The organism is Mesorhizobium sp. BR1-1-2, from assembly GCF_020165435.1.
In the GTDB taxonomy this organism is placed as follows: Bacteria; Pseudomonadota; Alphaproteobacteria; order Rhizobiales; family Rhizobiaceae; genus Mesorhizobium.
In genome coordinates this window covers 120,186-145,827 of the sequence record NZ_JAIUID010000001.1, presented here as the reverse complement: position 1 = coordinate 145,827, position 25,642 = coordinate 120,186, and the positions used below count along the sequence as shown (strand labels likewise).

Below are 25,642 nucleotides of genomic sequence, written 5' to 3'. Positions count from 1 at the left end.
CCATATGGAGGGCCAACCCCGTGTCCGTCCGCGATCGCGCGAAAGCAATCTCCACAGCTCCATGGCTCAGCCCGGATACGATGCTGAACTCCGCTGTGTTGCTCGCTTCCGCAGCCCCGAACGTTGATGAAAACAGATGAACTTCCAGGCCTGGCCGGCGTTCCCTGCGCATGATGCGGAAACTCTTCGTGTTTGGCACCTTGAAGAAAGGCTTTCCCCTTCACGGCGAGGGTTTGTCCGAAGCCGGCTTTCTGGGCGTCTACAGGACGCGAGAGCGCTTCCCGATGCTGATCGCAGGACCTCGCTTCGCTCCGATGATGTTCAATGAGCCAGGCGTCGGTTTCCAGGTCGGCGGCGAACTCTACGCTGTGGACGATCGCGCCTTGGCAAACCTCGACAGGATGGAATCCGTCGGCAAGCCCGGAAATTTGCGCGTGCTGATCGAAACCGAGCCTGTCGGTGGCGGGGCGCCTGTCTCGGCATATGTCTACATGAAGACCCGGCATCTCGCCGCCCCGATCCACTCCGGATATCTCGAGGACTACGCTGATCGGCGCTTCACGCTCTCATCAGGCAGCTAGAACCATTCCAGGAATAAGTGCATGGCGTTTCCCGCCTGGTTCGGCCCTCATTTCTGCGACGCCAAGTGATCCACCTCGCCACGGATGCTCCGGCGGTTTTTTCGGCGAGAGATTTTGAGCTAAGGTGACGCACCACCGATGCGGCAGAGAGCATCCAGATGACTGAACGTACCGGCACAAGAGACAGCAACACGGCAGTCGCAAGCGATCCCGCCGACGACGATCCTCGCCTGGCGTTCATCTATCAGGAGGCGGTGCGAGGCCTCAATCATCAGCAGAACCTCGTCGAGAACATGAACACGCGCGCCGGCAGCCTCATCTTCGCCACCGCGTTTGTGAACTCGTTGCTTGGCGCAAGGGCGCTTTCCGACGGGCTCGGGCTCTGGGATTGGATCGCAGTGGCCCTGCTGTTCGGCATTGGCGGGCTGATCGTCTTCCTGCTTTGGCCCTATCACAAATACACGTTCCGCTTCGATCCGGAAGAGCTGCTCCACCACTATGTCGATGGCGACAGGCCGCTGAAGATATCGGCCATGCAGCGCGCGCTTGCCCTTCGCATCAAGGCGGACATGGCCAGCAACTGGCGCATCATCCAGCGGCTTCGGGTAGCATTGCAGATCGCGCTCGTTCTTTTGTTGTTCGATATCCTCGCCTGGCTTTTCGCGGTCGCCGGCATTTGACACGCATGATTTTGGGCCGATGGCTGGGCGGCGCTGTTATCCTGCGCAGGCGCCGTCGCAAGCGAATTAATCGATCGAAACTACAACTCTTCGGCTTTCCCGCGCAGGAACCCTCAACACCAAAAAAGGGCGGCGCAAGCGCCGCCCCACATCCTTGGGAGGATGATTTCGAAGCTTAGGCCGCCTTGATTTCCTCGTCTATGGCGTCGGCCTGACGCGCGCTCTTGAGCGCCTTGGCCCACCAGGCGACGTCGTTGACCAGCGCGGTCGCGGCCTGGTTCAGGTGCTCGATCTCCTCGAGCTTCTTCTCGCCCTGACGCACGGCGAGGAAGTCGCCCCAGGCGATATGGACGGCCGACTTGACCGGCGCCATCTGCAATTCGACCGCATGGAGGCGGAGCTGTTCGACGGCCCGGGCGCCGCCGACGCTGCCATAGCCGACGAAGCCGGCCGGCTTCTTGTTCCATTCATTGGCGGCGTAGTCGATGGCGTTCTTCAGCACGGCCGTGGGGCCGTGATTGTACTCGGCGGCGGTGAAGATGAAGCCGTCATATTCGGCGACCTTCTTCTGCCAGCGCTGCGCCACCTCGTTGGTCGACGGCACCCAGGCGGAGGATGCGACCTCGTCGAAGAAGGGCATCGGGAAATCGCGCAGGTCGACGACATCGACCTCGATGTCGGCATGCGACTTGGCGATCTTGGCGATCCACTGGGTAGGCACGTCAGCGAAGCGCGCGGCGCGTGTCGAACCGACGATGATGGCGATCTTGGGTTTGGACATAGGGCTCTCCTGGTAAGCAATTCCGGGGCAGGTAAGACTGGTATCGTTTGGATACCGGGGCTATATGAGTTCCTGTCAACTTCGTGCGCAAGGAGGCACCTTTTTGTTACTGAGGAACCCGCACAACACCGAAGACTGCCGTGCCGTTTCGGAAATCCTGCAGCGCGTCGGCGACAAGTGGACCGTGCTCGTCGTCGGCAAGCTCGGCGACGGACCGCTGCGCTTCAATGAGCTGCGCGCGGCTGTCGGCGGCATCTCGCAGAAGATGCTGACCACCACCTTGCGCGGGCTGGAACGCGATGGTTTCGTCACCCGCACCGTGTTCCCGACCATTCCGCCGCGGGTCGATTACGAGCTGACCGAACTCGGCCATGAACTGCTGGTCCCCGTCAGCGCGCTCGGCGAATGGGCGCGCAGGAACACCACGCGCGTGCGGGCCGCGCGTGCGAAATTCGATGGTCTGCATGGCTGAAATTCTACTGTCGTTCAGCAATCGTTGACTGATTGTCTTCGTGCCTGCACCACCCACCCGGACTTAAACAGTTCGACAGCGGTCCTGGGCTTTAGCTTTCGGCTGGAACGGCCTTCGGCTTGCCCTCGCCGTCCAGCGCCACCATGACAAAATCGGCGTGCGTGACCTTTTCCATCAGGTCGGAGAGATAGCGCTGCGCCCAGGCCTCGACCTTGAGGGTCATCGAGGTGCGGCCGACGCGCTCGACATGGGTGTAGATGCACAGCGTGTCGCCAATCTTCATCGGCTTGGCGAACGACATCTCCTTGACCGCCGCCGTCACCACCCGGCCCTTGGCGCGCTCGGCGGCGCGGATGCCGCAGGCAAGGTCCATCTGCGCCATCACCCAGCCGCCGAAAATGTCGCCGGCGGCATTGGCGTCCGAAGGCATGGCCAGCGTGCGCAGCGTCAGATCGCCGACCGGCCGTCCGTCCGCGTAGTGCACCATGCAAGATATCCCCAGAGATCGACTGCTGCTGATCCCGTATCGTCAAGGCGCCAACGCGTCAACGCGGGATGATCGCGGTCCGCGGCTCGTGCCGGCTCTGACCTTCATTTCGCGTCCCACGCAAGGACTCGCGGCGTTCTAGAAATAGCGCTCGAGGTTCGCTCGAATGCGATCCAGAACGGTATGCCCGGAAACGTCGGGGACGAACGCCTTGCCGGTGATGGCCTCGTAAGCCTGCGGATAGACTTTGGAGGCCTGTTCGATGATCTCATCCGGAATTTCCGGAATAGGATCCCTGTAAGGGTCGCAGCGCGCCGTCACCCACGAGCGGATGAAATCCTTGTCGAAACTCTCCGGCCGCGTGCCGTTCGCCAGGGCCTGTTGGTAACTCCCGGCGATCCAGTACCGGCTGCTGTCGGGCGTGTGGATTTCGTCGGCCAGGATGATCGTCCTGTTTTTGTCGATGCCGAATTCGTACTTCGTATCGGCAAGGATCAGGCCGCGCTCGGCGGCGCGCGCCTGGCCGCGGGCGAACAGGTTCAAGGCGTAATCCGAGACGGTGTCCCACTGCGCCTGGGTGAGCAGGCCCTGTTCGATGATCTCGGCCCTGGACAGCGGCTCGTCATGGCCGCCATGCGCGGCCTTGCTGGTCGGCGTGATGATGGGCTCGGCCAGCTTCTCATTGTCGCGTAGGCCGTCCGGCAGCCGCATTCCATACATCTCCCGTTCGCCGCGACGATAGCGCGTCAGGATCGAGGTGCTGGTGGTTCCCGCCAGATAGCCGCGCACGACGATCTCGACCGGGAGGATGTCGAGCCTGGTGCCGACGACGACGTTGGGGTCGGGATATTCCAGAACATGGTTCGGACAGATATCGGCGGTTTCCTCGAACCAATACCGCGCCGTCTGCGTCAGGATCTCGCCCTTGAACGGAATCGAGGTCAGGATGGTGTCGAAGGCACTGAGGCGGTCTGTGGCGATGATGATGCGTCTGTTGTCCGGCAAGTCGTAATTCTCGCGGACCTTGCCCTTGTAGTGACCCGGCAGTTCGGGAATGAAAGCATCCGACAGGACACGCATGGGATCTCCTGCCTTGCGCAGAGTGGCCGATGTCCTCGCATAGGCTGTCGACCCCATGCGTATCAAGCGGGATGTTAAGGGTTCCCCCGCAAATGGACCCGGTATCGCGGTCGCTTTTTTCACAACGCATGCCGGAAGGTCCAGCGACGCGGCAAGCCCACCCCGTCTAGGCTGCGGCCAGATTTCCGGAGCCGGCCGTACCCATCATGCAGACCTACGACTTCATTATCGTCGGCTCCGGCTCGGCCGGTTCGGTGCTCGCCGATAAATTGTCGGCCTCGGGCCGTTTCTCCGTGCTAGTGCTCGAAGCCGGTGGCAGCGACCGCCGCTTCTACGTGCAGATGCCGCTCGGCTATGGCAAGACCTTCTTCGACCCCACGGTCAACTGGAACTACAAGACGGAAGCTGATCCCGGTCTTGGCGGCAATGTCGACCACTGGCCGCGCGGCAAGCTGCTTGGCGGGTCGAGCTCGATCAACGCCATGGTGTGGATCAGGGGCGCGCGCGAGGATTTCGACGACTGGCGCGACGCCGGCAATCCCGGCTGGGGTTACGACGACCTGCTGCCGGCCTTCAAGGCGCTGGAAGACAACCAGGCCGGGGCCGACAGATGGCGCGGCACTGGCGGCCCGCTGCACATCAGTGATACGTCTGATGCCGTCCACCCGCTGACAAAGCGCTACCTCGCCGCCGCCCAGCAGGCCGGACTGCCGTTCAATCCCGATTTCAACGGCGCTGCCCAGGAAGGCGTCGGCATCTACCAGATCTCGACCCGCAACGGCCGCCGCATGTCGGCCGCGCGCGCCTTCCTGCGCCCGGCGATGAAGCGTGCAAACGTCCGTGTCGAGACCAACGCGCTGGCAAGCCGCATCCTTTTCGAAGGCAAGCGCGCGGTCGGCATAGAATATCTGCAGAACGGCCAAACGAAAACGGTCCGCGCCGGCCGCGAAATCATCCTGTCGGCCGGCTCGATCAACTCGCCGCAGCTTCTGCAACTCTCAGGCGTCGGTCCGTCGGCGCTGCTGAAGGGGTTGGGCATCCCGCTCATTCACGCCAACGAGAATGTCGGCGCCAATCTGCAGGATCATGTCGGCATCAACTACACCTTCAAGGGCAAATTGCCGACGCTCAATCAGATCCTGCGTCCCTGGTGGGGCAAGCTCATGGTCGGCATGCAATACATCCTGACGCGCTCCGGCCCGCTGTCGCTGTCGATGAATCATGGCGGCGGCTTCTTCCGCACCGACCCGGCCTTTTCGCGCCCCAACATGCAGCTCTATTTCCAGGCGTTTTCGACCGTGATCCCGAAGAGCGGCGAGCGTCCGATCCTGACTCCCGACCCTTGGCCGGGCTTCTCCATCGGCCTGTCCAATTGCCGCCCGTCGAGCCGCGGCGAGATCATGATCCGCTCCAGCAATCCGTTGGACTATCCCAGGATCGTCGCCAACGCCTATTCGACCAATGCCGATGTCGAGGAGATGCTGGCAGCGGTGAAATTCGTGCGCAAGATCGCCTCGATGCCGGCCATGGCCGAGATCATCGCCGAGGAGGTTTTGCCAGGCCCGTCAATCACTTCGGACGCCGACCTGATCACGGATTTCAGGAAACGCTCCGGCACCGTCTATCATCCGGTCTCGACCTGCCGCATGGGACCCGATCCCTGGCGCGCCGTGGTCGATCCGCGGCTCAAGGTGCATGGGCTGGAAGGCTTGCGCGTTATCGACGCCTCGATCTTCCCCGACAACATAACCGGCAACACCAACGCCGCCTCGATCCTGACCGGATGGAAAGGCGCCGAACTGGTTCTGGAGGACCAAGAATGAAGATCACCGACGTCAAGACCTGGGTTGTCGGCAATCCCCCGCCCGGCATCGGCGGCAAGTATTTCATCTTCGTCAAGCTTACCACCGATGGCGGTGTGGTGGGATACGGCGAGGCTTACAACGCCACCTTCTCCGCCCATGTCACGGCCAGGATGATCGAGGACATGGCCGAGCGCTATCTCGTCGGCCGCGATCCGCATGACATCGAGAACTTCTTTCGTCGCGCCTATTCCTCCGGCTTCACCCAGCGCCCCGACGTGTCCGGCATGGGCTGTTTTTCGGCGCTGGAAATGGCCTGTTGGGACATCATCGGCAAGGAAGCCGGCAAACCCGTCTACAAGCTGCTCGGCGGCCAGGTGCATGAGACGCTGCGCTCCTACACCTATCTCTATCCGCATACTGGCAGCGTCCATTCCGAGGATGCCCCGAACGGCAGGAATGTCTACAACGATCCCGAAATGGCGGCGGCCTGCGCGCTCGAATATGTCGAGCAGGGATTCAATGCCGTCAAGCTCGACCCGGCCGGTCCCTACACCGCCTTCGACGGCCACCAGCCGCGCCTGCTCGACATCGATGTCTCGACCCGCATGATCAAGGCGATCCGCGAGGCGGTGGGCACGCGCGCCGACATATTGTTCGGCACGCACGGCCAGTTCACCGCTTCGGGCGCGCTACGGCTCGCCCGTGCCATCGAGCCCTACGATCCCTTGTGGTTCGAGGAGCCGGTGCCGCCCGACATGCCGGAGGTGATGGCGCAAGTCGCCCGCGCGACCTCCATCCCGATCGCCACCGGCGAGCGGCTGACGACCAAGTTCGAATTCGCCCGCGTCATCGAGAACCGGGCCGCGACCATATTGCAGCCGGACCTCGGCCGCTCCGGCGGCATTCTCGAAACCAAGAAGATCGCCGCCATGGCCGAGGCCTACCACATCCAGATCGCACCGCATTGCTATTGCGGACCGATCGTCGGCGCCGCCAACATCCAGCTGGCGGTGACATTGCCCAACTTCCTCATCCTGGAATCACTGAAGCAATGGGACGGCTTCCACGCCACGCTGCTCAAGAAGAAGATCGAGTGGCAGGACGGCAACGTCATCCCGCCGAAGGAACCCGGCCTCGGCGTCGAGCTCAACGAGGCTGTCTGCGACGCCCATCCCTACACCGGCAAGGACCTGCATTTGCAGATGATGCAAACGCCGCTAATGCCGTGAACGAACGCTGGATGGCGGGTTTCACCATGCGGCCGGTCATCTACAACATGTCCAGCCGCAAGGGTCCAAGGATAGGATCATCCGGGGGCCAAGCTGGGCCGGAAAGGGGATCGGCTCGCAGTGACCAGATCAGGCCGTCGGGAGCAGTTTGCTCATGCTCACGCGCTCCTCAACCTCATACCCGCATTTGTGGTAGAACCCCAGAACCTCTGAATTGGAAGCGACAACTTGGAGGTTGATCTTTACGCAGCCAAGGGCGGCGAGCCGCCGTTCGGCTTCCTGGATGAGAGCCTCGCCGATCCCTTTGCGGCGATGGGATTGCAGGACGGCGATCCGGGAAATCCAGCCCCGGTGGCCATCATATCCGGCCATGATCGAACCAACGACCCGACCAGATTCGAGTACGACCAAAAGGAGGGTCGGCTGATACCTCAGCTTCTCGGGGATCGAACTACGAGCGGCGTTCCACGGGGTGTCATTGGGGAATGCGTCCTGCCAAAGCGCATCAACTCCGTCAAAATGACTGTCGGTGTATTCAATGATCGAGAACATTCGCGTCCATTCCAGCTGATCTGATTGAAGCCTGAAACAGGGTAGATTATCGGGCGATTTCAGAACCTTAAATGGATCGCCGGAATCACGGCCGCAACGGCCTGAATCAGTCCCTCAACGTCTTGATTCAATATCTGAGCGTCAGCGCGCCGGGCAGGATCTCGAAGGTCGCCGGTATGCGCCCAGGCGATTCGCCGTCGATGTCGACCAGCGCGCCGTTCTTTTCCACGTCGCCCAGCGGTTCGACCACCACTTTCCTGCCGCGCAATATGGTGATGGCCGGATGGTTGCGATGCCTGCCGCCATAGAGCAGGCGGATATCCCAGATCAGCTTCAGCTTGCTGGCCGCGCGCAGGATGACGATATCGAATTGGCCGTCGGTCAGGTCGGCGTCCGGCGCGATCATCATTCCGCCGCCGAAGAATTTGCCGTTGGCCACCGCCACCAGCGCCATTCGCGCCTCGACCGGGGCGCCATCGTCGACCGAAATCGTCACATCCTGGAACCGGTAGCGGGCGAATTCGACCACGGTGCGCCACAGGAACAACGTCTTGGCCGCAACCTTGCCCTTGCGCTTGTCCGCATTGACGGCCCGATCGGTCGCGCCAGAGAGCCCCAGGCTCGCAACGTTGACGAAGTGCCGGCTGGCCAGCGCGCCATGGTCGTCGATATAGCAGATGCGTCCTGCATCGACCGCCCTGCCCTTGGCCCCGGCGATCCGCTTCAGCGTCGCATCCACCTCCTTCGGCAGGCCGAGCCCGCGCGCCAAGTCGATACCCGTGCCGCACGGCAGCAGGCCGAGTTCGGGCGCGCGGCCGTTTTCCATCGACGCCTGCAGCAGCCCGTCGGCCACCTCGCTCGCCGTGCCGTCGCCACCGGCCGCGATCACCAGGTCGAACCCGTTTGCCGCGAGGTCGAGCGCGAGCCGCTCGGCGTCGCCTTCGGCCTGCGTTTCGCGCAGTTCGAACTCGCCGAAGTGGTCTTTCAGCGAAGCGGCGACCTCGGACCAATGCCGTTTCAGCCAGCCGCCGCCGGCAATCGGATTGAGTACCACCCCGACCTTCAATGCGCATCCTCCCCGCAAGGCGCCGAGCACGCGGCCCGATCTTTTGCCGGCATTGAAGCCCGCGCCCGTTGGCGGAGCAATAGGCGCTCTCGGTTCCAGGCCGAAAAAGCGGGGCAGGCTGTCTAAGGCCTTGGCGCCTGAATTTCCGAGGCTTCTGGCAATGGTCCCCGATAATCCCGCTATCCACAGCCTCAGGGCCATTCCCCAAGGCCCTTCCCCGGCGTAAATTCAACCCATCTCAGGCGGCTACCGATCATCTCGCCGAAAGGCGAAAGTGAAAGGCGGATTTCCTGAGGCCCGTACGGCCCGAAGCGAGAGCAGGCTCGCCTGCTTCGAGGGACGGAAGCCGAGACCTACGGGGCCGCGGAAAGCGTGCCAACGCCGACGGCGGACCGATGCTGCCATGAAGGACGGCAAAAACCTTCGATGGCCGCAGGGCAAAGCCCGCAAGGGTGGAGACCGGCGTGGTCTGGAACGGGCGCGGCCTTCGGGCGGCGACTGGCAGGACCGTCAACATCAAGGCCGGCATGGTGCGACGACTTTACGGAAGTTGCTGCCGTGACCGTGTCCTGGTCTGACAGGGAGGCGCTGGGAGAAATCCCGGCGCCGACTGTCTTTATCCTTCCCGCTCAGGCGCCTTCCCGGGGAAGTTGCGGGCACCGCTTCACCGCGCGCCAAAATCGGTTAGTATCGCCCTGTCAGAGCCCGCCTGCGTTTGCAGGCGGGTTCGCTGAAGGGGGATACTTCATGACATTGATCCAGAAGCTTGCCGCCGCCACGGCCTGATCGGCCATGGTCCTGTTCCGCTTCATGAAGCGTATCATCAGGACGATCCTCTGGCTGATCGTCATCATTGTCCTGATCCCGATCGCCGGGCTGGCCTACGGTTTCCTGACGACGCCGTCGCTGGACAAGGCACCGTTGCCGGGCATCGCCGAAGGCGCGCCGCCGTCGGCGCTCGCCGCCAGGGTGCGCGCCGAAATCCCCGGCTACCAGCGGCCGCAGGAATCGACCTTTCTCACCTACCCGGAATGGGCCATCGTCTATGCCGCGCGCGAATATGCCGGTTTCGTCGCCAAGGACCAGCCGAGCGGCTTTCCTTACTTCGCCTATGTCGGCCGCTTCTGGCAGGACTACGCCATGGTGATCCGCGCCAGCTCCGCCTATAAATTCAACTACGCCAACCACCAGATGCCGGTCGTCATCGGCACCAGCCACACGATTGAGCATGCCCTGCAATGGGCTTATGAAAACACGGTCGGCCGCATCACCGAGGCAATTGCGGGCAGGCGCACGGCGACTGACATCTACCAGGGCAAGGTGGCGGCCGAATACGCCGCCTTCCTCGACCAGGGGCCGTGGTACCAGTTTCCGTATGCCGAGAAGCGCGCCGGGCTTTTCGCCGTCCAGCCGGCGCCGGGCGACAGCGCCGTGCGCTCCAGCGAACGAAAGCTTGCCTTCGGCCTCGCCGACACTATCAAGCAGTTCTATGCCGACCTGATCAGGCAGGCACTCGCGGCAACGTCCGATCCGGCCTTGCTCGACATCCATGTCTGGGCCAAGGGGCCGGTCGGCGAAGCGACGCGCAACGAAGCCGACACCTTGCTCGAACGCGACTACGGCCCCGACGGCACCGTTTTCGTCACCAGGCGCTACCAGGTGTTCACCGACATGATCCCGCGCCTGATCGACAAGGGCGTCTCATTCGTCGAGATCGGCGGCAATGACGAAATCATGGTCACCGTGCTCTCCACGGATTCGATCGCCGTCCCCGAAGGCATGCGCATCCTGTTCAGCTATCCGCTGCCGGCCGATCCATCGACACGCCGCACCGGCATGGTCGTAGCCGTACCCAAGCTGCATCTGGTATTGCCGGCGCTGATCAAATCAGGCGCCAGGCTGGAGCACGTCTACGACTACTGAGGCCTTTCGGCCACGGTGCGCGGAGAACGGCTGTGTCGAGCGCCCCGCCATGCTCATTCCACAATCGTGGCCAAATCCCGCCTTGTTCGCGCGCGATGGACTGTCGCATGTCGCCCAAAGCGTGCCCGCGGGCCGCACCCAATGGGTCGCGACATGCATCTGAATGGGCTGCCGAGGGGCACATCGAGGGGACGAGACCGTGATCAAGACCGCCCTTGTCGCCATGACCATCGTCGGCTGCGACTGCGACGCCAGGCTTTGCGAATATATCGGCGAGACGCCGGCCAAGTGGTCGACCCTCGCCGAATGCGAGGCGGCGATGAAGAGCCAGATGCTGCACGAGCGCAATTTCAACTATCCGCTCGTCTCTGGCATCTGCCGCGCGAAAGGTTCCGCGTCCTCCTCGCAACTGGCCGCGACCGCTTCGCGCCCGGAGCTGACGCCCGCCAGCCGCGCCGTTGAACCGACGAGCCCGCTGCCGCCCGAACTGAGCCACAGGCCGACCGTCCCGGTCGGCTCGCCCACGACGGCGATGGAAGCGGCCGCCGCGCGGCCGGTCGCCTATGAACAGGTGGTCGATGGCGGCACCGGCGTGCTCTATCGCACGAAAAACGGCTATGCCGTCGTCAAGACCGATCTTGGCCGCGCCGTATCGGCAACCGCCGACATGGCCAAGCGGTCGGCCAACTGGCTGGCTGGCCTGGTGCCGAGCAAGCTGTAGGGACGAAGCCTTCTTCACCGGCGTCACCAATGCCGGTCTTGTCATCGGTCGCCGCCACCTTGGATCTGAAGGGGCAAACTCGCGCCAGGGTTGCAAGCTGGATAGGAATGCAGCATTGTGTCGACCGCAATGATGAAGGGGGGCCTTCCATGAAACCAGCGGTCCGAACTGCGGCTGCCTTGATGCTGGCGCTTGCTCCGGGATCGGTCGGCGCGCAAGGCGTGGATCCAGGTGACGACAAGGGGATCATCTTCGCTCCGGGCGATCCCGACATGGCTGCGGCGACCAAGCAGGCGCTCGCCGGCCTGGATGAATTCCTGGCACTGTCCGAAATGCCTCCCTCCGGCACGAACAGGTTCAAATTGAAGGTCAAGGTGCGGGAGGGGCATGTCACCGAGCACTTCTGGGTCATACCGTTCCGCCGCGCCGGGACAGGGTTTGTCGGCATATTGGCCAATGAGCCGGAGGCAGTGCACAACGTCGTGCTCGGCCAGAACATAGAATTCACCAGGGACGACATTTCCGACTGGGGATATACGCGCGACGGCCATCAGGTCGGCAGCTTCACGATCTGCGTGATGTTGAAGCGAATGTCGAAAGAAGAGGCGGACGATATGCGCGAAAAGTACGGCTTCGACTGCTGACGGGAACGCCGGCTGATCAAGCCGCTTCGTCCCCGGCGCCGATCTTGCGCACCAGCGCCGCCGTCGCCAGCATGGCGCCCATGTCCGATATCATCGGCGCGACATGGGCCTGGTAGCTCAGTGGCACCGAAAATGGCGGGCAGCTCGAAGAAATTCTTCGCCTGCGGCAGGAGCAGAAAACCCTCGCTGCCGTTGAGGGCCACGCGCGCCGGTTCCTCCGGCCAAGTTTCGCCCAGCCGTTTCAGCGCTTGCGCCAATCGGCCGCTCACCAACGGCCGCGCCGCCTCGGCATTGTCGGTGCGGAACTCATAGGCGGCATCGAGTTCCGGCACGCCGGACGACAGTTCCTGCATCTTGGCTGCGAACATGCCGCGGAAGAAGCCGACGACCGCATTGGTCCGCCGCGTCGCCACCAGTATTCCCGGGAACGGTTCGATGGCTTCGAAGGCGACGATCACGCCTTTGAAGGCCGTCGATGAGCCCTGGCCTGCCCGTTCCCGCAGTTCCGCTTCGTAGAGCTCGAACAAAAACTCTTCGTAACGGCCGGAGACGACATCGTCGAACGACTGCCGGTTGAACGGCCCGACCGCCTCGCGCGGCAGCCGGTCGAAGGAATTTGGCCTGCCCCCATGCGAATAGCGCACGTCGCGGATGAAGCTGAATATGATGGGCAGCAATGTTTGCCGAAATGATTGCTGCAGCCGCGTCGCCGGCTTCATCGCCTGGAAATAAAGCAGGATCGAAACCGCGAAGCCGGCGACATAGAGAAACACATGCGGGGTCGAGAACCATTGCTCGTTGGGATCGGCGACCTTGTTGAACAGCCAAGCGACCAGCACCACCGTCGCCAGCACCAGGCCGACGAACAGCGGCACCCGCCAGCGCACCTGCCGCACTGCCGAAGCCCGCGCAGCTTCACAGGCCTCGATGTTTTTCCGGATGCCGGCAATCACGGCGTCGCCAGGCATGAAATCCGCTGTTTCCACCGCCACCCCCGCTTGCCCGGACCGGTTCATGATAGCCGGTTTTGTCTGAAGTATCGACTGTGGCGCCTTTTCAACAGATGCTTGCGCCACCCCTCATTTCGCCAATCATCAGCGCTTGGAAAAGCGCCGACATGGCGATCTTGGCCGATGTCCACACCTGTAGTTACGGAAAAACCGCGCTCAACCGCCTCTCCACCTTGTCACGCATGCGGCCCTCCAATCCCTCCACCGGCGCCAGCCGCTCATGATCCCCGGCGCGCAGCCGCACAAACGGATGCATTCGGTAGGAAACGACAGACCCCCGCGTTTCCGCATCGGCGCTGATGTCGGCGACAAGGATCCCGCCAATGCGTCCCGGCCAAGGCTGGCGGACAAGGGCGGTGCCGAGGAAATCGCCAAGTCCATAGGCGACGATCGTATCGCCGATCCGCTCCACCGGCTGCACGACATGGGCGTGGTGGCCGGCGATCAGCCCGACGCCCTGCCCTGCCAGGCGCCTCGCCAGTGTCCGCGTTTCGACGCGCGGAAAGTGGCGGAACTCCCAATCCCAATGCGGCACGGCGCAGAGGAGATCGAACCCGTCACCTCGCCGGCGGGCAATATCGCCGGTCATCGATACGCGGCCGGCGAACAGGTCCTCGCCCGCATTGCGCCACAACGTGAAGGCGGCGAACCCGACAGTCAGCGGTCCGACTTCGACAGGCTGCACCGGGCCTTTGTCGGCGAGGCCAATAGTGCGGATACCGAGCCGCGCGAGCGCAGCCACGGTCTCGTCGAAACCGGCAACGCCCTGGTCGAGCACATGGTTGTTGGCCAGCGACAGCACCAGTCTTTCGCGCGCGATGCCGACTGCCGCCAACGCGTCGCCGAGAAAGCCCTCGCTCATCGCGTGATGGGTGCCGAGCCTGGTGCCGAGCACGGCGCTTGGCTTGTCCACGACAGGGCTTTCGCAATTGCCGATCACCAGGTCGGACGCGCCAAGCAGCGTCTTGATGGCCGGATCGCAGTCCGGCGCGCGGCGGTTGGCCACCGCCGAAATGTCGCCGACGAAGGCGAGCCGCACCGTCCGCCTCGGCGCCCGATCCATCATCGTGCCGGCCATCGGGGCGAAGCCCTGCACATCACCGGCCAGCGACGGCTTCAGGAACCGCGGCAGCCACGACAGTTTGTAGGAGAGCGGATAGTTCGACACGCGATGCCCAATCGTTTGCCCTGTGTAGACCGTCCGCCGGGCGCGTTGAAGCCAGCCCAATGACAATCATGCGTCCGGGCCGGCAGACGCGGCATTGCAAATGCGTGTATGATTGCCGGCACGACGCCATGGGAGGGGGAAAATGACACCACTGGCAAGCCTGCTGGCATTGGCACTTGCTCTGGTTCTGCCGATGTCTTCGGCCCAGGCCGCCATGCCCGAAAGCGCGGCCGCTCTGTTCGAGGCCAAAACCGTGGTCGCGCGCGACACGGCGTTATCGGCGCTGGAGGCAGCCGCGCCCACCGACCCGGCATCCGCCTATGCCGCCGGCGCCGGCGAATTCTTCAGCGCGCTTGAATTGCTGGCCAGCGGCCTGCACCGCCACGGCTTCGAGAGCCCGCGATCCTTCATGCTGCCGCTGATGCGGCTACCGGTGCCGGAAAACCCGAATCCCGAGCCGCTGAGCTACGAGCAGTTCCGCGCCATTCTGGTTGCCTTCCGCGACCGGCTCGAGAAATCCGCAGCCACGCTCGGCTCGGTGCCGGCCGATGCCGATATCGGCATTGTCATTGACCTCACCCACGTCGGCATCGACCTCGACGAGGACGGCACGATCGCGCCCGACGAAAGCATCGCCGCCATCATGGCCTCGCTGTCGCGCGGCGGCGTGGCGCCCGACGATGCCGGGCCTGCGCTCACCTTCCGCTTCGACCGCGCCGACGGTTATTGGCTGCAGGGCTATGCCGAATTCCTGATGGCGCAGGCCGATTTCTGGCTTGCGCATGATTTCAGGAGCACGTTCGACGGTTCCTTCCACATGCTCTTCCCGCGCGCAAAACTGCCGTTGCAGGACATCCTTGTCCCGCCGGCTGGCGACATGGGCAGCAGCATCTTCTCCTCGGAATGGCGCATCGCCGATTTCATCTCGCTGGTGCATCTCGTGAACTGGCCGGTGGTCGAGGCCGAACGGCGGCAGGCGGCGCGCCGTCACCTGCTGGAGATGATCCGGCTGTCGCGCGAGGACTGGAAGGCAATCCGCGCCGAGACCGACAATGACCGCGAATGGCTGCCGGGGCCGCATCAGAAGGGCGAAAACCCGCTCACCGGCCTCGAAGTCGGCGAGCAGCAGGTCGCGGCCTGGCTCGCCACCTTGACCATGGCCGAGGACCTGCTCGAAGGCCGCGTGCTGCTGCCGCACTTCCGCATTACCGGCAAGGGCATCAACATGAAGCGCTTCTTCGACGAGCCGAAACCTTTCGACCTGGTGCTGTCGATCACCGGCCCGGCCATCGCGCCGTATCTCGAAAGCGGCACAATCCTGACCAGCGACGATTTCGACCAGATCCAGAGCGAATTCGGCGGCGGTGGTTTTCTGACATTTGCGCTGTGGTTCAATTGACGGCCTAGCAGGACTGCGTTCCTGGGTGATCGCCGCCAGCCCCCACACGGACCAGCGGTCCGACCTCCCCACAAGGGGAGGTAGAAGCTCCGTCGCAACGCCTCGGAAGATCGCGCCCTGGTACAGCACCGCTTCCGCCTCCTCCGGCGCGAACCGCCGCGCCAGCGTGCGAAAGGCGTTGTGCACGCCGTCGCGATCGATGTTGCAGCTTCTGAGATGGCGCACGGCCAAGGTCGGATCGAACGCCGTGCGGCCATGCAGGACGCGCTGGTTGTCGAAGACCAGCACCTCGCCGGGCTGCAGCTGGTGCTGGAACTGGTTTCGCGGATCGCAGATCAATCGCGTCAATTCGGCCAGCGCCCTGCCGGCGTGAAGTCAAGCAGGTGTATCGTTTGAAGGCTAGCCAACAGCGCCGAGAGCACGAGGCCGGACGGCGCGGCCTGCCGGAGAACCCGTTGGCCGATCAATGGCCGCCGCGAGACCGCCATACGGCCGGGACTCTGCGGCGGGCGGTAGCGGTTTTGAGCGACGCCATGGGCCTGCTCGGCAGCGCGGAATAACACGCGCTACCGTCGCGGACCCGCTGAAACGGCCATTCGCTTTAATTAGCAAGAGCTGTTTTGCTTGACTCGGCCGTTAAAAGCAGGCAGCAAAATAGTCTTGGAAGGGCTGCAATACCGCGTTCATGGTCGTGGACGAGCCTTTTTTGGCACAAAGTCCACGTCTCTCGGTTGGTTTTGAGAGGGATTGGTTAACCAACTTTGTCCATATTTTGAAGCAATCGGCAACCAAAGACAGGCGCGGCAAACGCGTCGGGGACCACCTGGGATCACTCACAGAATGGTCGTCGCGGCTATCACAGCCGCGGACGTGGGAGCCGATTGGAGCAAGATTGGTTGAATGGCGTTCTTGAGTAAGAAAATCGTCGGGGACAGGCGGTGGGACGGCGAAACTGCCGACAACACGTCACGTGCCTCATCCCTCAACTCTAAGCGGATGGTCCGTTGGGTCGCCGTGCCCGGAGTCAGCGCTGCCGTTGGCCTGTGGCTGGTCGGGACAATGGCTGGTCTGAGCTCCGTCGGCGCTTCGCTGTCGTCGACCTCGAGCGTCCTGCCGCAGAGGCTGGCGATGCCGGGCTCGCTCGCTCTTGCCGATCCGCTGAAACAGCATTTGCTGTCGCCCGCTGCGCCATCCACACTGGCCAACGCCGATGGCGGCACGCAGGCGCTGCACAACCATGCCGTGCAATGCGGCTCCGGATGTTTCAGGCTGGCCGCGCTCGCCCCCCGGGCGGAAAAAGCGGCGCGCCTCGTGGCCGCGTCCACGGTACATCCTGTTACGATCGCCAAGACGACCTCGCAGGAGCGCTTCGAGCGCATGGAGGCATCACTCTCGCCAAGCAAGCTCGCCGCCGTATTCGCCAACGCGGCCAAGCCCGTGGTCGCGGCCGGCGCATCCGCCCGTCCCGTCATCTCGACCTCCGCTCCACAGGTCGCCGAGGCATCGCTGGTGCCGGGCGCCAAGCTCGTCGCCAGCCTGTCGGAAGACTTGCCGGCACCCGCGGCGGAGCGCTTCGCCCGGATTGACACCGGCTCGGTGGTTGTCCAGACCGCGCCGCAGCCGATGCATTTTGCCCGGCCGGATGCCGGCACGCCGGACAATTCGCAACTGGCCCTGGCGCTCGCCCGGTCGCTGCCGGTTGAAGACGAGGCATTCGCCTCGCCATTGCCGATGACGGACCCTTCGGGCGATGTCGCGGTTTCGCCCGTCGAAACGCAGCAGGAGCAGCCGGGCGATGCCGCAGCTTTACCCGACGCGCTCACCGATGACGTGCCGCTGCCGACCCGTCGCCCGCAATTCGACGCGCCGCGCCAGCCCAGGGCCGTGGAGCAGGACAGACCGGCGCCGCAGCCCAAGATCGCGCAGCAGAAGCCGGCAACCCAGACAAAGCCGGTCCAGCAAGCCCAGCCGGCAAAGCCGGCCCGGCAGGGCCGGCCGGCCGATGGCGGCGACGCCTTGGCCTATGCGAAGCCAGACACGCCCTCGGGCGGCCTCGGCCAGGCGTTCAGGAACCTGTTCAACGCGCCGGGCGGCTCCAGGAGCGGAGCCGGCAGCGGCGTCGCCGTCTATGACATCAGCGCCAAAACCGTCTACATGCCTGACGGTTCGAGGCTCGAAGCGCATTCGGGCATCGGCGCCATGGCGGACCAGCCGCGCTATGCCGATCAGAAGAACCGCGGACCGACACCGCCCAACACCTACAATCTGTCGCTGCGCGAGTCGCGCTTTCATGGTGTCGAGGCTTTGCGTCTGACACCTGTCGATGGCCGGAACAAATACAACCGCGACGGCCTGCTGGCCCACACCTACCTGCTTCGGGGCCGCTACGCACAGTCCAGTGGATGCGTCGCCTTCAAGGACTATGCGCGCTTCCTCGCCGCCTTCAAGAAGGGTAAAATCAAGCGCCTCGTCGTGGTGCCGCGCCTGAACGGATCGCCGACACGCGTGGCGGACAACGCACGCGGCGCCTGACCGCAATCGGCAGGCATCACCGGCACTTGCCTCCTCCTGACAGCCTTCTGTCAGGAGCTGTATCTGGTGATGCGCCTCGGCTGATCGCGCTCTTTCCATTTTCGCCAAGACCTCCCATATTCCGGAGATGGCCAAATCCACCGAAAAGAGAACGCCGCCGACGGCGAATGACGACCGCGCCGCGCACAAGCGGCGCAGCCCGCTGACCGATTTCCTCGACGCCTCGGAACCGCTTCACAAAGGCGGCTTCGCCGAGATGCCGCAGCCCGAACTGTCCGGCACGCCGCTCACCGGTTCGGTCGCGGATTGGGCCGAGCAGATCGAGCAGGAAGCCGAACGCGAAGGGCGTCAGGCCGGCAAGGACGGCGGCAAGTCGCCGAAGCCGTCGAAGAAGATCCCCGAGCGCTCAGCGGCGCCTGGGCGCACGGCGCGCGGCACCTCGATGGGCGGCGCGGCGACAGCCCGCGAGCGCGCGGCGGCCGGCCTCAATCCCGTCGCCGGCCTCGACGTCTCGCTCGAGGAAGCCGAGACGATGACGTCGAGCGGCGTCACCGCGACCGTGGCGGCTCTGTCGGCATTGATCGAATCCGGCAATCCGCTGCACAAGGACGGCGTGCTGTGGACGCCGCACCGGCCTGCCCGGCCGGAGAAATCCGAAGGCGGCATTACCATCAAGATGGTGTCGGATTTCGAGCCGGCCGGCGACCAGCCGACCGCCATCAAGGACCTAGTCGAGGGCGTCCAGAACAACGACCGCACCCAGGTGCTGCTCGGCGTCACCGGCTCGGGCAAGACCTTCACCATGGCCAAGGTGATCGAGGAGACGCAGCGTCCCGCCTTGATCCTGGCGCCGAACAAGACGCTGGCGGCGCAGCTTTATTCCGAGTTCAAGAAATTCTTCCCCGACAATGCGGTGGAGTATTTCGTCTCCTACTACGACTATTACCAGCCGGAAGCCTACGTCCCGCGCACCGACACCTTCATCGAGAAGGAATCCTCCATCAACGAGCAGATCGATCGCATGCGCCACTCGGCGACGCGCTCGCTGCTCGAACGCGACGACGTCATCATCGTCGCTTCGGTCTCCTGCATCTACGGTATCGGCTCGGTCGAGACCTATACCGCGATGACCTTCCAGATGCAGATCGGCGACCGGCTCGACCAGCGCGCTCTGCTCGCCGATCTCGTCGCCCAGCAATACAAACGCCAGGACGTCAACTTCGTGCGCGGCTCGTTCCGCGTGCGCGGCGACACGATCGAGATCTTCCCGGCCCACCTTGAGGACCGCGCCTGGCGCATCTCCATGTTCGGCGACGAGATCGAGGCGATCACCGAATTCGACCCGCTGACCGGTCAGAAGACGGGCGAACTGAAAAGCGTCAAGATCTACGCCAATTCGCACTATGTGACGCCGCGCCCGACGCTGAACCAGGCCATCAAGTCGATCAAGGAAGAGCTCAAGCACCGTCTGGTCGAGCTCGAGCGCGCCGGCCGCCTGCTCGAGGCGCAGCGTCTGGAACAACGCACCCGCTTCGACCTGGAAATGCTGGAGGCCACGGGCTCCTGCGCCGGCATCGAGAACTATTCGCGCTATCTCACCGGCCGCCAGCCGGGCGATCCGCCGCCGACCCTGTTCGAATATATCCCCGACAACGCGCTGGTCTTCATCGACGAAAGCCACGTCACCGTGCCGCAGATCGGCGGCATGTATCGCGGAGACTTCAGGCGCAAGGCGACGCTTGCCGAATACGGCTTCCGCCTGCCTTCCTGCATGGACAACCGGCCGCTGCGTTTCGAGGAATGGGACGCCATGCGCCCGCTCTCGGTCGCTGTCTCGGCAACGCCCGGCGGCTGGGAGATGGAGCAGTCCGGCGGCGTGTTCGCCGAGCAGGTCATCCGACCGACCGGCCTCATCGACCCGCCGGTCGAGGTGCGCCCGGCCAAGACCCAGGTCGACGATGTCGTCGGCGAGATCCGCGAGACGACGAAGGCCGGCTACCGCACGCTGGTCACCGTGCTGACCAAGCGCATGGCCGAGGACCTCACCGAATATCTGCACGAGCAAGGCGTGCGCGTGCGCTACATGCACTCCGACATCGACACGCTGGAGCGCATCGAGATCCTGCGCGACTTGCGCCTCGGCGCCTTCGACGTGCTGGTCGGCATCAACCTTTTGCGCGAGGGCCTCGACATTCCAGAATGCGGCTTCGTCGCCATCCTCGACGCCGACAAGGAAGGTTTTTTGCGCTCCGAGACGTCGCTGATCCAGACCATCGGTCGCGCCGCCCGCAATGTCGACGGCAAGGTCATTCTCTACGCGGACCAGGTCACCGGCTCGATGGAACGCGCCATGGCCGAGACCAACCGCCGTCGCGAAAAGCAGATGGAGTGGAACGCCGCCAACGGCATCACGCCGGAATCGGTCAAGTCGCGCATCTCGGATATCTTGGACTCGGTCTACGAGAAGGACCATGTCCGCGCCGACATCTCGCAGTTCACCGACAGCGCCGGCGCCATGATGGGCAACAACCTCAAGGCCCATCTCGACGCGCTGGAGAAGCAGATGCGCGACGCCGCCGCCAATCTCGATTTCGAGAAGGCGGCCCGCATTCGCGACGAGATCAAGCGCCTGCGTGAGATGGAGATGTCGATCTCCGACGATCCGCTGGCCAAATATGCCGATATGGAAAGCCCGGTCTCGGGCCGCGAAAAAGGCAAGCACAACAAGGGCGTGGCCAAGCATCGTACAGCGGAGGAACAGGAGCGCTTCCGCAAGCTCGACGAAGCACGTGCCGCCGAAGAGGCCGCCAAGGCTGCCCGGCCCAACCTCTTCCGCAAGCCTGATCTCGACGAGATGGGCGCCGACGGCGCGGTGCCCGTGAAGAAGCCGCTGTTCGGCAAACCTTCGATCGACGATATGGGTCCGGGCACCGACATGCCGACGCCGGCCGGTGCCGTGTCGCGCTCGCTGTTCAAGAAACAGTCGGCGTCCGAAGCGCACGGCTCCGATTTCGGCATTCCGGGCGAGCCGACCAAACCGCTGTTCAAGAAAAACTCTCTTGACGAGATGACCGTGCGTCGCACCGAAAAACCGGTCGAGGGAAAAGTGCCGGCGAAGCCACAGCCGATCTCGCCCCTTGTGGGTGCGGGCAGGACGGAGGGGGGCGCGAAGGAACGCGACGACAAACCAATCGTGCGCCAACGCGCCGGCATTGGTTCTTACGAAGACCCCGGCGACGCCCGCCGCGAAAAGCGCCGGCCCGCGAAGACCGGAAGGCCCGGAAAGTAGTTCATCGAAATGCCGGCGGGACAGCGCCCCCCTCTGTCCTGCCCGTCCTCCGCAGCAGCTGCGGAGGGTCGACCGGACATCTCCCCCAGTGGGAAGATTGGCAGCTTCAGGCCCGCTCGACACTACCCTCCTCTTGCCCAGCGCATGACCTTTGGTGTACTCAGTCCCCACACTCGAACGTCTTGAAAGGAGGGCTGCGTGTTTATCGATCACCATCGTCAGCGTGGCCCGATTTCCGCCCTGCGAGCTTGCTTGCAGGGCTGACCAGGGACGGTCCGGGTTTTTCCCGCTTCGATTTTTGGTCTGCCCTTCGTGGTGCGCATTGCCGAGCCTGATGGCCGCTTGCGCACTGACAAAGTGCATTGAGCCGGACTTTCCGGGCAGACCAGAGAAATCGACATGGCCCTGATCAGCCTCAAAGCCCTCGGCGTCACCATGAGTGCGCCGCTCTTTTCCAATCTCGACCTCACCATCGGCAGCGGCGACCGGCTCGGCATCGTTGCCGCCAACGGTCGCGGCAAGTCGACCTTGCTCAAATGCCTGGCCGGCGAGATGGAGCCGACCTCCGGCGACATTAGCCGCACGCGCGGCTTGCGCGTCGGCCATGTCGAGCAGTCCGTTCCCCCTGCCCTGCTTGGCCGCAGCTTTCATCAGGTGGTGGCCGATGCTCTGCCCGCAGAGCAGGCCGAAAGCGAACTGTGGCGTGTCGATGTGGTGCTGGATTCGCTCGACGTGCCGGAGGCGATGCGCGAGCGAGAGATGCAGGCGCTGAGCGGCGGCTGGCAGAGGCTGGCATTGATCGCGCGTGTCTGGGTCACCGATCCCGACATGCTGCTGCTCGACGAACCGACCAACCATCTCGACCTTGTCCGCATCAGCCAGCTCGAAACTTGGCTGAACGCGCTACCGCGAGAGGTGCCGGTGGTGATCGCCAGCCACGACCGCGCCTTCCTCGACGCCGCCACCAACCGCACGTTGTTCCTGCGCCCGGACCAGTCGCCGGTGTTTTCCCTTCCCTACTCCCGCGCTAGGGACGCAATGGACGAGCTCGACGCCTCGACCGAGCGCAAGTTTCAGCGCGACATGAAGGTGGCGCAGCAATTGCGCCGCCAGGCCGCCAAGCTCAACAATATCGGGATCAATTCGGGCAGCGACCTTCTCACGGTCAAGACCAAGCAGCTCAAGGAACGCGCGGAGCGACTGGAGGATGCGGCGGCTCCGGCGCATCGCGAGAAATCGGCCGGTGCGATCCGGCTGGCCAATCGCGGCACACACGCCAAGGTGCTGATCACGCTCGACGACGCGGCGGTGGCAACGCCCGACGGCACGCTTTTGTTCAGGACCGGCAAGCGCCACATCTGCCAGGGCGACCGCATCGTGCTGCTCGGTCGCAACGGCGTCGGCAAATCGCGCTTCGTCACCCTGATCCGCAACGCCATCGTCGACCCCGACACGGTTCAGAACGTGAAGGTGACGCCGTCGACGGTGCTCGGCTACAGCGACCAGGCGCTGTCCGGCATCGGCGGCGACGACACGCCCCTGGCGATGGTCTCGCGCCGCTACGACGTCGGCGAACAGCGCGCCGCTCGCTGCTTGCCGGCGCCGGCGTCGGCATCGAGATGCAGGAGCGCAGGATCAGTGTGCTGTCCGGCGGCCAGAAGGCGCGGCTGATGATGCTGGCGCTGCGGCTCGCCAATCCGAATTTCTACCTGCTCGACGAGCCGACCAACCATCTCGACATCGACGGCCAGGAGGCACTGGAAGCGGAGCTGCTCGCCCACCAGGCAAGCTGCGTGCTCGCCTCGCACGACCGCTCCTTCATCCGCGCCATCGGCAACCGCTTCTGGCTGATCGAGAAGCGGCGGCTGACCGAAGTCGACGACCCGGAGGCGTTTTTTCGTTCGGTGGCTGATGAAAACCGCTAAGCGACAGGACAAGCCATGCCATGCGAAACTCTGGCCTGTCATTGACAGGTCGGGGTTTCGTGTCATCTCATGAGACGTTTTCTTGACTTTCGAAACGTATCGTGCGATGGTACGTCGATTGGACCCGGCAGGTGATACGCTCGTTCAGGGACAAGACCAGCGAAGCTGTATCGAGCGGCAAGGCTCCAAAGGGTTTCCCGTCGGATCTTGTCCGATCGGCCCAGCGGAAGCTGTTCATGATCGACAATGCCGCTGAACTTTCGGATCTCAGGACGCCTCCCGGCAACAGGCTTGAGCCGCTGAAAGGCAAGCGCGCCGGTCAGCATTCGATCCGCATCAACGATCAGTTTCGCATCTGCTTTCGTTGGGTGGACGGACAAGCCGAGGACGTCGAGATAACAGACTACCATTGAAAGACAGGTTTCAAATGCTGAACATCAAGCCGCCTATCCATCCCGGCGAAATTCTCCGCGAAGAGTATCTCGCGCCGCTTGGCCTGAAGCCTTATACGCTCGCCAAAAAGCTGCATGTGCCGCGCACGCGCATCGAGCGCCTGGCCAACGAGGCAACACCGGTGACGCCCGATACTGCGCTGCGTCTGGCGAAATTCTTCGGAACCACACCACAGTTCTGGATGAACATGCAGGCCAGCTACGACCTCGCAGTCGAGGGAGAGGCGAAGAAAGCCGATCTCGACACGATCGAGCGCTTGGAAGTTGCCGCTTGAGTTAACCGCGCAAACCACCCGCCGCGAATCTACCGCTGTCCGACAAAAAATTTCGACGACCTGTCGGATCGCCAGAACCTGCCTCGTCCTTGGGATGCCGACACGATGATGCCGGCGCCAACCCAGGGAGAATGCATCATGTCCGTCCTTTCCTCCATCAGCCGCATCGCAACCCAATATGCGGCGGCGCGTGCCCGCCACCGCAGCGAGCGCATCCTGCTTTCGCTGCCCGCCGAACTGCGCAAGGATGTCGGTTTTCCGGAACTCTTCGATGCGCAGAACAGCCGCCGCTCAGCCGCCGTCCCGGCCAAGGTCATATGACCGGCCGAGCCATGCGCCTATCGCTTGAGTTCGCCGGTCGCCCGGCCAGTCCAGGCCCGGCCCACGAGAAAAATTTCACGCCCATGTAGGACCGCCGTCCCCTCGCGCGTCCTATGGTCCGCAAGGCCAAAACAAACGTGAAGAGGAACACGCAATGACCGACCAGACCCCTGTTCAGCCCAAGGCGAAAGTGCTCGGCGGATTGACCCCCTATCTGCAGGTGGACGGCGCCTTCAAGGCTGCCGAATTCTACCAGAAGGCGTTCGGCGCCAAGCAGGTCTTTTTCTACCCTGCGGACGAAAAAGGCCGCACCATGCACATCCATCTCCACATCAACGGTTCGACGCTGATGCTCTCTGACGCCTATCCCGAGCACGGCCACCCGCACCAGGCGCCGCAGGGCTACACGCTCCAGCTTCATCTCGGCAGCGACGAGATCGACGGCTGGTGGCAGCGCGCGGTCGACGCCGGCTGCGAGATCGTGACGCCGCTGCAGGTGATGTTCTGGGGCGACCGCTGGGGCCAGGTGCGCGATCCCTTCGGCATCGACTGGGCGATGAACGCACCGGTCAAGTAAGCTCTTTCACCTCGCCTCTCTGTGGGGTGAGCAGCCGGTTCGCCGAAGGCGAATTCATCCTGCAAGTAGCACGATGAAAGGCCGGCGAACGCCGGGTCGCTGCGAAGCAGCGGGGATCCGGCAAGTGGATCGGCCACCACCCGGCCCTTCGCGGGCTCAGGGCGTTCGAAGCTCGAAAAGCCAGGGAATTGGCTTTTCGTCCGCTAGCGCGGACCGCCTTTACCCCACAGGCGGATAAGGAAGAACCGCCGCCAATCAAGGAGACCCTTAATGTCCTATGTCGATGGTTTCGTGCTTGCCGTGCCAAAGGCAAAACTCGACGATTACAAGAAGTTCGCCAGCGACGCCGGCGCCATCTGGAAGGAACACGGCGCACTCGCTTATGTCGAGTGCGTCGGCGACGACGTGCCCTATGGCGAGATCACCTCGTTTCCACGTGCCGTACAGGCCAAGGATGACGAGGTCGTCATCTTTGCCTGGGTAACCTACGAATCCAGGCAGAACCGTGATGCGGTCATGGCCAAGGTGATGGCCGATCCGCGTCTGCAGCCGGATATGTCGACAATGCCGTTCGACGGCAAGCGCATGATCTTCGGCGGCTTCCAGTCGTTCATAGAGTTGTAGGCAACGCGTCCGGGCAGAGCGGTTCAGCGCCCTGCCCGGGATGCCGAGC

22 protein-coding genes and 3 pseudogenes are annotated in these 25,642 nt (G+C 63.7%); 17 read left to right on the top strand and 8 right to left on the bottom strand.

Annotation, left to right across the window (positions count from 1 at the left end):
• Positions 1–188 precede the first annotated feature (188 nt).
• Together LB551_RS00740 and LB551_RS00735 are read left to right on the top strand one after the other, a co-directional pair.
• Positions 189–581, top strand: a complete 393-nt coding sequence (locus tag LB551_RS00740) for a gamma-glutamylcyclotransferase family protein (protein ID WP_318012706.1) — start codon at positions 189–191, stop codon at positions 579–581.
• A gap of 158 nt (positions 582–739) precedes the next feature.
• Entirely contained in the window at positions 740–1,261 is a 522-nt protein-coding gene (locus LB551_RS00735) for a hypothetical protein (protein WP_181172398.1), read from the top strand.
• A 175-nt stretch (positions 1,262–1,436) separates the two neighbouring features.
• Here LB551_RS00735 and LB551_RS00730 read toward each other — a convergent pair whose 3' ends face one another.
• A complete protein-coding gene (locus LB551_RS00730; protein ID WP_140549905.1) occupies positions 1,437–2,042 on the bottom strand; it encodes an NADPH-dependent FMN reductase in 606 nt (201 codons plus the stop codon).
• A gap of 103 nt (positions 2,043–2,145) precedes the next feature.
• On the opposite strand from LB551_RS00730, the gene LB551_RS00725 reads away from it, so the two are divergent.
• Positions 2,146–2,514 (top strand): winged helix-turn-helix transcriptional regulator, encoded by a 369-nt coding sequence (locus LB551_RS00725; protein WP_181165214.1) that lies wholly within the window; start codon positions 2,146–2,148, stop codon positions 2,512–2,514.
• A 91-nt stretch (positions 2,515–2,605) separates the two neighbouring features.
• Here LB551_RS00725 and LB551_RS00720 read toward each other — a convergent pair whose 3' ends face one another.
• Positions 2,606–3,001 carry an acyl-CoA thioesterase gene (locus LB551_RS00720; RefSeq protein WP_140549903.1) on the bottom strand — a complete coding sequence of 132 codons (396 nt, stop codon included), beginning with the start codon at positions 2,999–3,001 and terminating at the stop codon, positions 2,606–2,608.
• 138 nt (positions 3,002–3,139) lie between these two features.
• Positions 3,140–4,081 carry a phosphoribosylaminoimidazolesuccinocarboxamide synthase gene (locus LB551_RS00715; RefSeq protein WP_224657859.1) on the bottom strand — a complete coding sequence of 314 codons (942 nt, stop codon included), beginning with the start codon at positions 4,079–4,081 and terminating at the stop codon, positions 3,140–3,142.
• A 206-nt stretch (positions 4,082–4,287) separates the two neighbouring features.
• Here LB551_RS00715 and LB551_RS00710 point away from each other — a divergent pair, with 206 nt between their 5' ends.
• Positions 4,288–5,904, top strand: a complete 1,617-nt coding sequence (locus tag LB551_RS00710; protein WP_224657858.1) for a GMC family oxidoreductase — start codon at positions 4,288–4,290, stop codon at positions 5,902–5,904.
• Positions 5,901–7,115, top strand: a complete 1,215-nt coding sequence (locus tag LB551_RS00705; protein WP_224657857.1) for a mandelate racemase/muconate lactonizing enzyme family protein — start codon at positions 5,901–5,903, stop codon at positions 7,113–7,115. Before LB551_RS00710 ends, LB551_RS00705 begins: the two co-directional genes overlap by 4 nt.
• Positions 7,116–7,244: 129 nt before the next feature.
• On the opposite strand, the gene LB551_RS00700 is transcribed toward LB551_RS00705, so the two are convergent.
• Both LB551_RS00700 and LB551_RS00695 read right to left on the bottom strand, forming a co-directional pair.
• Complete coding sequence (locus LB551_RS00700) at positions 7,245–7,667, bottom strand: GNAT family acetyltransferase (protein WP_224657856.1); 423 nt, start codon at positions 7,665–7,667, stop codon at positions 7,245–7,247.
• A 127-nt stretch (positions 7,668–7,794) separates the two neighbouring features.
• Positions 7,795–8,733, bottom strand: a complete 939-nt coding sequence (locus LB551_RS00695) for a diacylglycerol/lipid kinase family protein (RefSeq protein WP_224657855.1) — start codon at positions 8,731–8,733, stop codon at positions 7,795–7,797.
• A gap of 792 nt (positions 8,734–9,525) precedes the next feature.
• On the opposite strand from LB551_RS00695, the gene LB551_RS00690 reads away from it, so the two are divergent.
• The 3 genes from LB551_RS00690 to LB551_RS00680 all read left to right on the top strand — a co-directional run bounded on the left by LB551_RS00690 (position 9,526) and on the right by LB551_RS00680 (position 12,021).
• Positions 9,526–10,656 carry a hypothetical protein gene (locus LB551_RS00690; protein WP_224657854.1) on the top strand — a complete coding sequence of 377 codons (1,131 nt, stop codon included), beginning with the start codon at positions 9,526–9,528 and terminating at the stop codon, positions 10,654–10,656.
• A gap of 199 nt (positions 10,657–10,855) precedes the next feature.
• The gene (locus tag LB551_RS00685) at positions 10,856–11,377 is read left to right on the top strand and encodes a hypothetical protein (protein ID WP_224657853.1); all 522 of its coding nucleotides are present in this window, start codon (positions 10,856–10,858) and stop codon (positions 11,375–11,377) included.
• A 149-nt stretch (positions 11,378–11,526) separates the two neighbouring features.
• Positions 11,527–12,021: a YegJ family protein gene (locus tag LB551_RS00680; protein WP_224623739.1), complete on the top strand. Its 495-nt coding sequence runs from the start codon at positions 11,527–11,529 to the stop codon at positions 12,019–12,021.
• 16 nt (positions 12,022–12,037) lie between these two features.
• On the opposite strand, the pseudogene LB551_RS00675 reads toward LB551_RS00680, so the two are convergent.
• Together LB551_RS00675 and LB551_RS00670 are read right to left on the bottom strand one after the other, a co-directional pair.
• Positions 12,038–12,989: pseudogene (locus LB551_RS00675) on the bottom strand (hypothetical protein).
• Positions 12,990–13,170: 181 nt separating this feature from the next.
• The gene (locus LB551_RS00670) at positions 13,171–14,199 is read right to left on the bottom strand and encodes a CapA family protein (RefSeq protein ID WP_224657852.1); all 1,029 of its coding nucleotides are present in this window, start codon (positions 14,197–14,199) and stop codon (positions 13,171–13,173) included.
• A gap of 142 nt (positions 14,200–14,341) precedes the next feature.
• On the opposite strand from LB551_RS00670, the gene LB551_RS00665 reads away from it, so the two are divergent.
• A complete protein-coding gene (locus LB551_RS00665; protein ID WP_224657851.1) occupies positions 14,342–15,598 on the top strand; it encodes a hypothetical protein in 1,257 nt (418 codons plus the stop codon).
• Between the two features lie 264 nt (positions 15,599–15,862).
• Here LB551_RS00665 and LB551_RS29860 read toward each other — a convergent pair.
• A pseudogene (locus tag LB551_RS29860) lies at positions 15,863–15,937 on the bottom strand (hypothetical protein); the annotation flags it as partial.
• Positions 15,938–16,657: 720 nt separating this feature from the next.
• Between LB551_RS29860 and LB551_RS00655 the strand changes: the two are divergent.
• The 8 genes and pseudogenes from LB551_RS00655 (at position 16,658) to LB551_RS00620 (ending at position 25,593) form a co-directional block, all read left to right on the top strand.
• The gene (locus tag LB551_RS00655) at positions 16,658–18,130 is read left to right on the top strand and encodes a tlde1 domain-containing protein (RefSeq protein ID WP_411970917.1); all 1,473 of its coding nucleotides are present in this window, start codon (positions 16,658–16,660) and stop codon (positions 18,128–18,130) included.
• Between the two features lie 127 nt (positions 18,131–18,257).
• Entirely contained in the window at positions 18,258–21,419 is a 3,162-nt protein-coding gene (uvrB, locus tag LB551_RS00650; protein ID WP_224657849.1) for an excinuclease ABC subunit UvrB, read from the top strand.
• 399 nt (positions 21,420–21,818) lie between these two features.
• Positions 21,819–23,344, top strand: a pseudogene (locus LB551_RS00645) (ABC-F family ATP-binding cassette domain-containing protein).
• A gap of 131 nt (positions 23,345–23,475) precedes the next feature.
• Positions 23,476–23,757: a type II toxin-antitoxin system RelE/ParE family toxin gene (locus LB551_RS00640; RefSeq protein WP_224657848.1), complete on the top strand. Its 282-nt coding sequence runs from the start codon at positions 23,476–23,478 to the stop codon at positions 23,755–23,757.
• A 14-nt stretch (positions 23,758–23,771) separates the two neighbouring features.
• Positions 23,772–24,071 (top strand): HigA family addiction module antitoxin, encoded by a 300-nt coding sequence (locus LB551_RS00635; RefSeq protein WP_140549886.1) that lies wholly within the window; start codon positions 23,772–23,774, stop codon positions 24,069–24,071.
• Between the two features lie 138 nt (positions 24,072–24,209).
• Positions 24,210–24,392, top strand: a complete 183-nt coding sequence (locus tag LB551_RS00630; protein WP_224623748.1) for a hypothetical protein — start codon at positions 24,210–24,212, stop codon at positions 24,390–24,392.
• Positions 24,393–24,546: 154 nt separating this feature from the next.
• Complete coding sequence (locus LB551_RS00625; protein WP_140549884.1) at positions 24,547–24,969, top strand: VOC family protein; 423 nt, start codon at positions 24,547–24,549, stop codon at positions 24,967–24,969.
• A gap of 270 nt (positions 24,970–25,239) precedes the next feature.
• A complete protein-coding gene (locus LB551_RS00620) occupies positions 25,240–25,593 on the top strand; it encodes a DUF1428 domain-containing protein (RefSeq protein ID WP_224657847.1) in 354 nt (117 codons plus the stop codon).
• Positions 25,594–25,642: the final 49 nt, after the last annotated feature.